The sequence below is a fragment of the Streptomyces alkaliterrae genome (assembly GCF_007097205.2).
In the GTDB taxonomy this organism is placed as follows: Bacteria; Actinomycetota; Actinomycetes; order Streptomycetales; family Streptomycetaceae; genus Streptomyces; species Streptomyces alkaliterrae.
In genome coordinates this window covers 1-11,678 of the sequence record NZ_VJYK02000177.1, presented here as the reverse complement: position 1 = coordinate 11,678, position 11,678 = coordinate 1, and the positions used below count along the sequence as shown (strand labels likewise).

11 protein-coding genes are annotated in these 11,678 nt (G+C 72.1%); 3 read left to right on the top strand and 8 right to left on the bottom strand.

The genetic code is table 11. The features are described from left to right. Positions 1–897 (top strand): CHRD domain-containing protein (locus FNX44_RS16945; RefSeq protein WP_143649105.1); only part of this gene is annotated, 897 nt, incomplete at its 5' end. A 52-nt stretch (positions 898–949) separates the two neighbouring features. On the opposite strand, the gene FNX44_RS16940 is transcribed toward FNX44_RS16945, so the two are convergent. Next, entirely contained in the window at positions 950–1,870 is a 921-nt protein-coding gene (locus tag FNX44_RS16940; protein ID WP_143649104.1) for a hypothetical protein, read from the bottom strand. Positions 1,871–1,976: 106 nt separating this feature from the next. Continuing rightward, a complete protein-coding gene (locus tag FNX44_RS16935; protein WP_407699121.1) occupies positions 1,977–3,209 on the bottom strand; it encodes a S1 family peptidase in 1,233 nt (410 codons plus the stop codon). A 374-nt stretch (positions 3,210–3,583) separates the two neighbouring features. Between FNX44_RS16935 and FNX44_RS16930 the strand changes: the two genes are divergently transcribed. Both FNX44_RS16930 and FNX44_RS16925 read left to right on the top strand, forming a co-directional pair. Further along, positions 3,584–3,859 carry a hypothetical protein gene (locus tag FNX44_RS16930; RefSeq protein WP_143649103.1) on the top strand — a complete coding sequence of 92 codons (276 nt, stop codon included), beginning with the start codon at positions 3,584–3,586 and terminating at the stop codon, positions 3,857–3,859. Between the two features lie 104 nt (positions 3,860–3,963). Beyond that, on the top strand, positions 3,964–6,750 hold the full coding sequence (locus FNX44_RS16925; protein ID WP_143649102.1) for a heavy metal translocating P-type ATPase: 2,787 nt from the start codon (positions 3,964–3,966) through the stop codon (positions 6,748–6,750). An 11-nt stretch (positions 6,751–6,761) separates the two neighbouring features. Here the strand turns inward: FNX44_RS16925 and FNX44_RS16920 are convergent, their stop codons facing one another. From FNX44_RS16920 to FNX44_RS16895, 6 genes are all read right to left on the bottom strand, one after another. Then, complete coding sequence (locus FNX44_RS16920; protein ID WP_143649101.1) at positions 6,762–7,214, bottom strand: phospholipase; 453 nt, start codon at positions 7,212–7,214, stop codon at positions 6,762–6,764. Positions 7,215–7,520: 306 nt separating this feature from the next. Then, on the bottom strand, positions 7,521–8,291 hold the full coding sequence (locus tag FNX44_RS16915) for a succinate dehydrogenase iron-sulfur subunit (RefSeq protein ID WP_407699122.1): 771 nt from the start codon (positions 8,289–8,291) through the stop codon (positions 7,521–7,523). Next, the gene (gene sdhA / locus FNX44_RS16910) at positions 8,288–10,042 is read right to left on the bottom strand and encodes a succinate dehydrogenase flavoprotein subunit (RefSeq protein WP_143649099.1); all 1,755 of its coding nucleotides are present in this window, start codon (positions 10,040–10,042) and stop codon (positions 8,288–8,290) included. The genes FNX44_RS16915 and sdhA overlap by 4 nt, the downstream gene beginning before the upstream one ends. Before the next feature lie 19 nt (positions 10,043–10,061). Further along, a complete protein-coding gene (locus tag FNX44_RS16905; protein WP_143649098.1) occupies positions 10,062–10,529 on the bottom strand; it encodes a succinate dehydrogenase hydrophobic membrane anchor subunit in 468 nt (155 codons plus the stop codon). Positions 10,530–10,535: 6 nt separating this feature from the next. Then, a complete protein-coding gene (gene sdhC / locus FNX44_RS16900; RefSeq protein WP_143649097.1) occupies positions 10,536–10,916 on the bottom strand; it encodes a succinate dehydrogenase, cytochrome b556 subunit in 381 nt (126 codons plus the stop codon). Positions 10,917–11,120: 204 nt separating this feature from the next. Beyond that, positions 11,121–11,678: 2-oxo-4-hydroxy-4-carboxy-5-ureidoimidazoline decarboxylase (locus FNX44_RS16895; RefSeq protein WP_143649096.1), on the bottom strand; the 558-nt coding region annotated here is incomplete at its 5' end.

The following is an 11,678-nucleotide window of genomic DNA, read 5'->3' as shown; positions in this document are numbered from 1 at the left end:
GAGACAACCCACACCCCCGCGAAGGCGCCGGGCGCGGTCGCCGGCCAGGCATCGACGGGCCAGCTCGCCGCGCATCCCGGACACCAGCGCGGCAAGGGGAAGTCACTCGCTTTCGCCGCCGTGCTCACCGGCGACCAGGAGATCTCCGACAAGGGCCGCCGTGGCGCCGGCGACCGCGACGGCGAGGCCGTCATCGTCATGAAGATCAAGGGGAACAAGCTGGTGTTCGCGCTGAAGTGGCGGGGGATCAAGGCACCCAGCGCCGGGCACATCCACATCGGCGGCGCCGGCCGCAACGGCGACGTGAAGGTCCCGCTGTTCGGCACGGCGATGCCGCGCACCGCGCGGGCCGCCGCCGGGCACGTGAAGCTGGACAACGCGGCGATCGCCCAGGCCATCGGCAAGAACCCCGGCGGCTTCTACGTGAACATCCACAACAAGGAGTTCCCCGGCGGCGCGGTGCGCGGCCAGCTCCGGCACCTGGGCAAGGCCGTCAACCCGCTCGACATCATCAAGGCCGGCAAGATGCGGGCGTTCGCCAGCGGCTTCCAGGAGGTGAGCGACAACGGGCTGCCGCTCGCCGGCGACCTCGACGGCTTCGGCGTCGCCTTCGTCGACCCGCGGCACGACCGCGCGCACTACTCCCTGGCCTGGCTGAACATCGGCACCCCGCAGGCCGCGCACATCCACGAGGGCGGTGCGGGACGCAACGGCAAGGTCCGCTTCCCGCTCTTCACCGAGCCGGTGCCGAGCAACGTCTTCGCGCTCTCCGGCGTCGTCAACAAGCTCGACCCGGCGGGGCTGAAGCACATCGCCGGCAACAGCCGCCACTTCTACTTCAACCTGCACAACAAGGAGTTCCCCGGCGGCGCGATCCGCGGTCAGCTGCACCACTGACCCGGGCGACGCCGGTGACACCCGGGTCAGTGGTGCGCGCGGGCCGGTGACGTCACCGGGGCCACTGCCAGGCCAGGCCGTGGAAGCCGACCGTGCAGCGGCCGGGCAGCAGATGGGCGGTGTGCGAGGCGTCCAGCTCCACCCGGCGCAGCCGGCCGCGAGGGCCGTCCGCCGCGGGACGGTGGTAGCGGTGGCAGCGCAGCGGCAGTGCGGCGGGGTGGAAGCGGACGTGCAGCAGCAGTTCCCGCAGCCCCGGCCGTACCGACCGCTCGTGGAAGAGCGACGGCGTACGGCAGTCGTCGATGGCCAGTTCGTACTCCACGATCGCGGTCTCGCTGACCCGCAGCGGACGGCCGAACAGCACCTCGACCACCGCGCAGGAGACCGCCGGATCGCACCGCACCTCGCCGAGCCGGCCGCAGCGGACGCGCACGTCCACCGGCAGCGAGCGCGGGTCGTCGACCTCGTGCACGACGGTGAGCCGGTCGACCCCGGGCCGCGACGCCCGGACGACCTGCTGCACCAGGACGCGTCGCACGCAGCGCGACTCGTCCAGCACCAGGGTGTCGCGGACCGTCAGCGCCCGCAGCCCGGTGTTGAACTCGCGGAAGGCGGCGCCGCCCAGCGCCGCCTCCTGCGTCGAACCGGTCCCGTAGAGCCTGCGCAGTACGGCCGGGCTCTCCGGCGGGGTCACCGAACGGCCGCGCGGCCGCTGCGGGCCGAGCAGCCCGGAGAGTTCGCCCTCGTCGAGCCCGAGTATGGATTCCAGGGCGGTCAGCGCGGCGAGCGAGTCGCCGCGTTCGGGCTGGCTGCGGCCGCGCTGCCAGTGGCTGAGGGTGGCGGGGCTCAGTGGCAGTCCGCGCTCGGCCAGTCGGCTGGACAGCCGTTGCAGCGGCAGCCCGCGCCGGGCGACGGCGGCCCGCAGGGCCCGGGCGAAGGGGGTTCCGGGATCGGAGACAACCGGGTCGTCCATCGTGCTCTCCGCGTCGTGCGTGTGTGGGGGGCGGCGCGGTCCGGCTGTGACAACCGAACGCGCGCCGGGGCTGGTCCCGCCCCGGCGCGCTCGGTCGTCGGTCGCGTCAGTTGGTGTCGAGCCGCAGGCCGTAGTAGGAGAGTGTGTCGTCCAGCGGCTGGAAGTACGAGCTGCCGGGACTGTTGACAGCTCCGGTGCAGCGCTGGTTGACCGGGCCGCCGGAGGTCATGCCCTGCGCCTGGTTGCCGGATATGTAGGCGCCGCCGCTGTCACCGCCCTCGGTGCAGACGCTGGACCGGCCGAGCCCGGTGACCACCGTGTCGGGGCCGCCGTTGCGGTCCTTGTAGGTGACGGTGACGTTGTAGCCCTGGACGGTGCCGCAGGTCCAGCGGGTCGTGGCGCCGGACTTGCAGACGCTGGCGCCCACGGCGGCGCGGTTGCCGCCGCGCACCGCGATGTTCCCGGCCGAGCCCCAGGTGCCGACGGCGGTGGCGATCGAGGAGCCGGCGTCGAGCCGTGCGACGCCCATGTCCACGCTGTTCGCGCCCAGTCGGAACCGGGAGTGCGTGGCCTGCGCGAAGCGGCTGCCGTTGTGGAGGAGGACGGGCAGCGAGTCGACGCAGTGGCCGGCGGTCACCAGATGCGGCCGGCCCGCGCTGTCCCGGGCGCCGAAGCCGACCGAGCAGTAGCCGGGGCCGTTGCCGAACGTCATCCTGCTGCCCGGGTACACGGTCTGCTGCGCCTCGGCGGGCGCCGCGTCCGTCACCACCCGCACGGCGTCGCCGAAGCTCCCGGCGCGCTTCAGGAACGCCCGGGCGGCGGGGGCGCGCCGGTCGTTGACGCGTACGGTCACGGTGTCGGAGGCCAGGTCGGTCTCCCAGGAGGTGACGCCGCCCGGTGCGCGGTCGGCGGCGGCCCGGTCCAGGGCGGCCTTGATCCGGTCGAGTGCCGCTTCGCCGCGTTCGGCTTCGCGGGTCGTCAGACCGGCGTCGGCGATCCGTCTCGCGGAGCGGGCGTCGGCCGCGTTGACGACCAGCGAGCCGTCCTTGTCGAAGAACGCGCCGTCGGTGCGGACGCCGGCCGTGCGCAACCGGTCCAGCCGCGACTGCTGCGCGGCCTCGCGGTCCAGGCGGCGTTCGGCGGCGCGTTCGCTGACGCCGAGGGAGGCGGCCAACGCGCCGACCATCGCGGGGTCGTAGCCGGGGGCCGTCGAGGCGGACGAGGAGGGGCCGGGTGCCGGGGCGGCTGCCTGCGCTGAGCCCAGCGTGGTGGTGGAGACCACCGCACCGACGAGTGCGGCGGCGAGCAGTGAGGCGCGCGCGAGTGCGAAGCGTGCCACGAGGGTTCCTTTCGGTCGCGGGACGGCCACCGAGGGGCGGAAGGACGCAGTGGGGTTCGCGCGAGGCGCGTGCGGCTTCCGGGCGGCCGCCCGACGGCATGTTCATGTCGAACATGCCGCGACCGAACCCTGTCCCGTGGCGCCCGGCCACGACAAGCTCCGTGCGGGGCCCGGTTTTTGACAGTTATCCGGCGAACTGTTTACGCCCGTCCGGAGAGTGCTCCGCAGGCGCTAACCTGCTTGCTGCGACAACCACCCTGGGAGCCGGCCGGGTTGCCGACCGGCGACCTCCCGCCGCCCGACCAGCGGCGGCCGATCCGCGCGGGGAACCGACACGTGAAGACTCGTACGCCATTCCGCAGGCGGTGGCGCCCATGAGCGGGATGTGGCTCGTCTACACCGGCGGCGGGGTGCTGTTCGGCGCGACCCTGGTGTCGCTGGCCGCCGGACGCCTCGGCCGGCCGGTGTGGCGCAGCCCGGGCGCGCTGCTCGCCGGGGCCGTGGGCGGGCTGCTCGCGCTGTGCTTCGCCGCCGTCGGCGGCGGGCGGACCGTCGCGTTGTCGGCGGCACTGCTGTGGTTCGCCGGGACGGCGCTGTTCACCCACGCCTGTGCGGACGGTCTGCGCCGCCCGCCCGGTCGCGTCGTCTGACGCGGGGCGGCCGGTGGCGCGGTCCCTTCCCGGCGTCGGCCGGATAGCTCCGTCGGCGCGGCGGGTGCAGGCTGGAGGGAGCGACACCCGGGAGGCGAGCCGCCATGAGTGCTGCCGATATCGCCGTCGTACTGGGCGCCGTCGTGCTGACGGCCGCCCTGGGCTGGTACTTCTTCGGGCCGCGCCGGGAGGGCGCGGCCCGGATGGAGGGCGGCGTCCAGCGGGTGGAGGTGACCGTTCGCGGCGGCTACAGCCCCGACCGGATCAGGGTCCGCGAGGGCACGCCCGTCGAACTGGTCTTCGACCGGCAGGAGGCCGGGGAGTGCACGTCACGGGTGGTCTTCCCGGACTTCCGGGTGAACGCCGGACTGCCCGCGCACACCCGCACCACCGTGCGGCTGGCGCCCGACCGGCCGGGCAGGTACCCGTTCGCGTGCGGCATGAACATGGTCCACGGCACGCTGCTCGTGGAACCCGCGGAGGGCCGCCGCCCCGAGGAGCCCGGAGCCGCCACCGACGGCGCCCCGCCGGAACCGCCCGCGGCCGCGGGGGCCGCCGCTCCCGGCGGGCCCGCGCGGCCGCGGGAGAGCGCCGAAGCGGAGGCGGACGACGCCGCCGAGCGGCAGGCGGAGATCCGGGACCTGACCCGCAGGGTGGCCGTCGGCGCCGTACTGACCGCGCCCGTGCTGGTGTTCGTCATGGCACACGAGCTGTTCGGTGCCGACTGGGTGCCGGACTGGGTGCTGGACCACTGGCTCCAGTTCGCCCTGATCACACCGGTGATGTTCTACACGGGGCTGCCTATCCACACCACGGGCTGGTTGGCGCTGCGCCACCGGTCGGCGGAGATGAACAGCCTGATCACACTCGGCACCACCGCCGCGTACGGCTACAGCGTGCTGGTCACCGCGGCCCCCGGAGTGCTGCCGGCGGACGTGCGGGAGGTCTACTACGAGGCCGTCGGCGTCATCCTCACCCTCATCCTGCTCGGCCGGCTGCTGGAGGCCCGCGCCAAGGCCGGCACCGGTGAGGCGATCCGCGCCCTGCTGGGGCTGCGGCCGCGCACCGCCCGGGTCGTGCGGGACGGCGCGGAACAGGAGGTGCCGCTGGAGGACGTCGTGGTGGGCGACGAGCTTGTCGTCCGGCCGGGGGAGAAGGTCCCGGTCGACGGCCGGGTCAGCGACGGCGCCTCGGCGGTGGACGAGTCGATGGTGACGGGCGAGTCGATGCCGGTCGGCAAGCGGGCCGGGGACGAGGTCGTCGGCGGCACGGTGAACGGGACGGGCTCCCTGCGGGTGCGGGCGGAGAAGGTCGGCGCCGACACGATGCTCGCGCAGATCGTCAGCCTGGTGCGGCAGGCGCAGGCGTCGCGGGCGCCGATCCAGCGGTTGGCGGACGCGGTCTCCGCCTACTTCGTGCCGGCGGTGATCGTCGTCGCGATCGGGACGTTCGCGGTGTGGTTCACGGTGGGCCCGGCGCCGGCACTGACCCTCGCGCTGGTCTCCGCCGTGGCGGTGCTGATCATCGCCTGCCCGTGCGCGCTCGGGCTGGCGACGCCGCTCTCGGTGATGGTCGGCACCGGGAAGGGCGCCCGGGCCGGCATCCTGATCCGCTCGGCGGAGGCGTTGGAGACCGCGCACCGGCTGGACACCGTGGTGCTCGACAAGACCGGGACGATCACCGAGGGGCGCCCCCGACTGACCGACGTCCTGCCGGTCGGGGACTGGGACGAGACGGGGCTGCTCACCGTGGTGGCGGCGGCCGAGGCGGACAGCGAGCACCCGCTGGCCCACGCGATCGTCACGGGTGCGGCCGAACGCGGGGTGCCGACCGCCCGGGCGTCCGCCTTCGACTCGGTCACCGGACGCGGGGTGCGGGCCACCGTCGAGGGGCGGGAGGTGCTGGTCGGCACGGCGCGGCTGCTGCGCGCGGAGGGCGTTGACAGCGAGGACGTGGCGGAGGCCGTCGAGTTGGCGGAACGCTGCTCGTCACAGGGACGCACACCCGTGCTGGTCGCCGTCGACGGTCGGGCGGCGGGGGTGCTCGCGGTCGCCGACACGGTGAAGGAGGACTCGGCGGACGCCGTCGCCGCACTCCGCCGGCTCGGCATCGACGTGATCATGATCACCGGCGACGACCGGCGCACCGCCGCCGCCATCGCCGCCGAGGTGGGCGTCGAGCGGGTGCTCGCCGAGGTGCTGCCCGAGCACAAGGCCGACGAGATCCGCCGGCTACAGGGCGAGGGCCGCAGTGTCGGCATGGTCGGGGACGGCGTCAACGACGCGCCGGCCCTGGCCGCTGCGGACGTCGGGCTGGCCATCGGCACCGGCACCGACGTGGCCATCGAGGCCGCCGACGTCACGCTGATCTCCGGCTCGCTCGGCGGTGTGGTCACCGCCGTCCGGCTGTCCCGCGCGACGATGCGCAACATCCGGCAGAACCTCTTCTTCGCGCTGATCTACAACACGGTCGGTGTGCCGGTGGCGGCGGGTGTGCTCTACCCGTTCTGGGAGGTGCGGCTCAGCCCGATGATCGCGGCGGCGGCGATGGCGGCGTCCTCGCTCTCGGTGGTCACCAACGCCTCGCGGCTGCGCCGCTGGCACCCGGCCCCGCTGGAGCCGGCCGGGGCAGCGCCGACGGAACCCCGCGTCGAGACCTCCGCCGCGACGGACGAGGCGCCCGACGACAGGACCGGCGACGACAGGACCGGCGACGGCGGGACCGACGACGACACCGCCACCGACGTGGTGTGCGGGATGCGGGTGTCCCGGGCGACCGCGCCGGTCCGCCGCGAACTCCCGGAGGGCACCTACTACTTCTGCTCCGAGGGCTGCGCGAGCGCCTTCGACGCCGACCCTGACCACTACCGCACCCCGTCACCCCGTGACTGAGCGGGCGGGCGTCAGCCGAAGGCCCTCACCGCCTGGTAGTAGGTCCAGGCGAGTCCGTGGCAACTCGTCCTGGTGGCACCGCTGTAGCGGTTGCAGACCCGCTTGAGGTCCTCGTGGAACGCGCTGTCAAGCCGCGCCTTGTTGGCGGAGAAACCGCCGATCTCCTTGTAGTTGCGGTAGCCGAAGTCGTGGCGCTGGCATGCCGACTTGAAGGGGAAGCCGAACGGGTTGTCCGGGGAGGTGGTGCAGTAGTCCGTCGTCCAGTTGAACCGGTAGGCGGACCAGGCCGATCGGTTGCTGTTGGCGGACGCCCAGGAGTTGTAGCTGGTGGCGGACGCCTGGGTGAAGCTCGCCAACACCCGCGGCTTGTCGGCCGGTACGGCGTTCGCCGCCGTCGCGGTGGCGAACACGGTAGCCATGGCGACACCGGTGGCGGCCAGCCCTCTGGCTGCGGTGCGGATCATGTGAGACCTCCGAGGTGCGTCCGGCGGGCCTGCGCCGGACAGCCTTCGGGGGCGTCAACAACCCTGGTTCTCAAGGCAGTCGTCCCCCGCTGCGGTGCGGACGCTACGCGCGTCGCAGCGGGGGGCGGCAGAGTCGTGCGGCAATCTTCACCGAGCGTTCCCAAGCCGAATCCGCGCCGCCGCTTGTGTGCCGCTCCCGGTACACCGGGGACCGCGCGGACCGTCCGGAAACGCCGAACGCCCCACCCGAGTTGCTCGGGTGGGGCGTTCGAGGCGACCGGTGCCGGCCGGCGGGCCGGCAGGGACTCAGAAGCGGCGCGTGATCAGCGCCCGCTTCACCTCCTGGATCGCCTTGGTGACCTCGATGCCGCGCGGGCAGGCGTCCGTGCAGTTGAACGTCGTGCGGCAACGCCACACGCCGTCACGGTCGTTGAGGATCTCAAGCCGCTGCTCGCCGGCCTCGTCGCGCGAGTCGAAGATGAAGCGGTGCGCGTTGACGATCGCCGCCGGGCCGAAGTACTGGCCGTCGTTCCAGAACACCGGGCAGGAGCTGGTGCACGCGGCGCACAGGATGCACTTGGTGGTGTCGTCGAAGCGCTCGCGGTCCTCGGCCGACTGCAGACGCTCACGCGTGGGCTCGTTGCCGGTGGTGACCAGGAACGGCATCACGTCGCGGTACGCCTGGAAGAACGGCTCCATGTCGACCACCAGGTCCTTGAGGACGGTGAGGCCCTTGATGGCCTCCACGGTGATCGGCTTCTCCGGGTTGATGTCCTTGATCAGCGTCTTGCACGCCAGCCGGTTGCGGCCGTTGATCCGCATCGCGTCGGAGCCGCAGATGCCGTGGGCGCAGGACCGGCGGAACGTCAGGGTGCCGTCCATCTCCCACTTGATCTTGTGGAGGGCGTCCAGGACGCGTTCCTTCGGATCGATCTCGATCTCGAAGTCCTCCCAGGTCGCCTCCTCGGCGACCTCCGGGTTGAACCGGCGGATGCGGAAGGTCGCCGTGATGTACGGCGAGGCGCCGGCCGCGGCCGGCCCGAGGCCCTCGGTCTTGTCCAGGGTGGTGGTCATCAGTACTTACGCTCCATCGGCTGGTAGCGGGTCTGGACGACCGGCTTGTAGTCCAGCCGGATCGACTCGTTGCCGTCCGCGTCGACCTCGCGGTACGCCATCGTGTGGCGCATGAAGTTGACGTCGTCGCGGTCCGGGTAGTCCTCGCGGTAGTGACCGCCGCGGGACTCCTTGCGGGCCAGCGCGGAGACCGCGGTGACCTCGGCCAGCTCCAGCAGGTTGCCCAGCTCGATGGCCTCCAGCAGGTCGGTGTTGAACCGCTTGCCCTTGTCCTGGACCGAGACGTTCTTGTACCGCTTGCGCAGGGCGGCGACCTCCTCGACCGCCTCCTTCAGCGTCTGCTCGGTGCGGAACACCATGACGTTCTTGTCCATGGTGTCCTGGAGCGCCTTGCGGATCTCGGTGACCCGCTCGGTGCCGGTCGACTCGCGCAGCCGCTCGACCTGCTCGACGACCAGCGAGGCCGGGTCCTCCGGCAGCTCGACGTAGTCGGCGGTGGCGGCGTACTCGGCGGCGGCGATGCCGGCCCGCTTGCCGAACACGTTGATGTCCAGCAGGGAGTTGGTGCCCAGCCGGTTGGCGCCGTGCACGGAGACGCAGGCGACCTCGCCGGCCGCGTACAGACCCGGCACGACCGTGGTGTTGTCGAGCAGCACCTCGCCCTGGACGTTGGTGGGGATGCCGCCCATGGCGTAGTGCGCGGTCGGCTGGATCGGGATCGGGTCGGTGTACGGCTCGATGCCCAGGTACGTCCGCGCGAACTCGGTGATGTCCGGCAGCTTGGCGTCCAGCTGCTCCGGCGGCAGGTGGGTGAGGTCGAGGAAGACGTGGTCGCCCTCGGGACCGCAGCCGCGGCCCTCGCGGATCTCGGTGTAGATCGAGCGGGACACGACGTCCCGGGACGCGAGGTCCTTCATGACGGGCGCGTACTTCTCCATGAAGCGCTCGCCGTCCTTGTTGCGGAGGATGCCGCCCTCACCGCGGGCGCCCTCGGTGAGGAGGATGCCCATGCGCCAGATGCCGGTCGGGTGGAACTGGAAGAACTCCATGTCCTCCAGCGGCAGTCCGCGCCGCCACGCGGCGGCCTGGCCGTCACCGGTCAGGGTGTGCGCGTTGGAGGAGACCTTGTAGAACTTGCCGTTGCCGCCGGAGGCGAAGATGACGGCCTTCGCCTGGAAGACGTGGATCTCGCCGGTGGCCAGGTCGTACGCGACCACACCGGCGGTCTTCTTGACGCCGTCGACCTCGTTGAGCAGGAGGTCGAGCACGTAGAACTCGTTGTAGAACTCCACGCCCTCCTTGACGCAGTTCTGGTACAGCGTCTGGAGGATCATGTGGCCGGTGCGGTCGGCCGCGTAGCAGGACCGGCGGACCGGGGCCTCGCCGTGGTTGCGGCTGTGACCGCCGAAGCGGCGCTGGTCGATGGTGCCGCCCGGGGTCCGGTTGAACGGCAGGCCCATCTTCTCCAGGTCGAGGACGGCGTCGATGGCCTCCTTCGCCAGGATCTCGGCGGCGTCCTGGTCGACCAGGTAGTCACCGCCCTTGACCGTGTCGAAGGTGTGCCACTCCCAGTTGTCCTCCTCCACGTTCGCCAGCGCGGCGGCCATGCCGCCCTGCGCGGCGCCGGTGTGGGAGCGCGTCGGGTAGAGCTTGGTCAGCACGGCGGTGCGGCTGCGCTTCGTCGCCTCGATGGCGGCGCGCATACCGGCGCCACCGGCGCCGACGATGACGGTGTCGTACTTGTGGATCTTCATGGCTCCAGTACCTCAGCCCTCAGATGTTCGGGTCGAAGGTGAAGATCACCAGCGTGCCCAGCAGGATGGTGAACACCGTCGCGGTGTACAGCAGCATCTTCAGCCAGAAGCGGGTGTTGTCCCGTTCGGCGTAGTCGTTGATGATCGTGCGCAGGCCGTTGGCGCCGTGCAGCATGGCGAGCCAGAGCATGATCAGGTCCCAGGCCTGCCAGAACGGCGAGGCCCAGCGACCGGCGACGAAGGCGAAGCTGACCTTGGTGACGCCGCCGTCCAGCACCAGCTGGATCAGCAGGTGGCCGAGCACCAGGACGACGAGCAGGATGCCGGACAGGCGCATGAACAGCCAGCCGTACAGCTCGAAGTTGGTGCGGGTGGACTTCGGCGTCTTCCCGGTGCGGGCGCGCGGCGGCTCGATGAGCGGAGCCGGGTTCTCCACGGACGGCCCGGTCGAGCCGGCCGAGCCGGACGAAATGGTCGCGTCGGACATCGATGATCAGCTCCCGAACACTTCGTAGAAGGCGTGGGACAGGACGGGCCAGAAGGCTCCCGCCATCAGGACGATCCAGATGCCCATCACGGTGTACAGCATCTGCTTCTGGTACTTGGCACCCTTGGACCAGAAGTCGACCGCCACGACCCGCAGGCCGTTGAGCGCGTGGAAGAGGACGGCCGCGACGAGGCCGTACTCCATCAGGCCGACGAGCGGCGTCTTGTAGACGGCGATGGTCTCGTCGTACGCCTCGGGCGAGACGCGGACCAGGGCGGTGTCGAGGACATGGACGAGCAGGAAGAAGAAGATGAGGACGCCGGTGACTCGGTGAGCCACCCAGGACCACATGCCTTCCCGGCCGCGGTACAGCGTTCCAGCCGGCACGGAAAACCCTCCGGGAGCGGGATTGGGGCCTGCCGGCTTCAGTGTCGGTCGGGCCCGGCCGGGTACGGTCCACCGGCCGCCGCCATGGTAGCGACGAGGTGTCGGTTACCTCGCGCCGGGGGCATAGGTGTGATCAATCAGGCACGGAAGGACTACCGGTGGTGACTCTCCGTACGACCAGACGCAGCAGTGCGGTTGCCGCGGTCAGCGCGGCGCTGTGGTGCCGCCGGCGGTGACGGGGGCGCGGGTCAGTCGGCGCAGTCTGCTCAGCGCCAGGCGGCGCAGCTCCTCGCGGGTCGCCGCGCGTTCGTCGTCCTCGCTGTTGCCCAGCCGGGTGTGCAGGGCGTCCAGTTCGGCCGCAAGTCGCTCGTTCGGGGGTACCTCGTCCAGGCAGACCAGAAAGACGTGCTGGAACCTGGCCTCGTAGGCGGCGCGGGCCGCCTGCGAGGCGGTGTGCGCCGCGAGTGCGCCGGGGCCCTGGTAGGGGGCGGTCGTGTCGAACGGGTCGTCCGCCCCGGCGCGCGGCCCGGCGCCGGGGCGCTGCCGGTCGGCCTCGGCGGCCAGCGCCTCGGCCACCTCCGTCTGGGACAGGTCGTAGCAGGCCTCCTCGGCCGCCGCCAGTAGCGCCTCGACGTCCGGGTACGGGCGGTGGGCGGCCAGTCGCCGGGCCCAGCGCACGCTTCCGCAGCAGCGCCACAGCAGCGCCTCGGCCTCCGGGAAGGGAGCCGAGTTGAGCCGGTGGAGGGGGTGCTGGGCGGACGG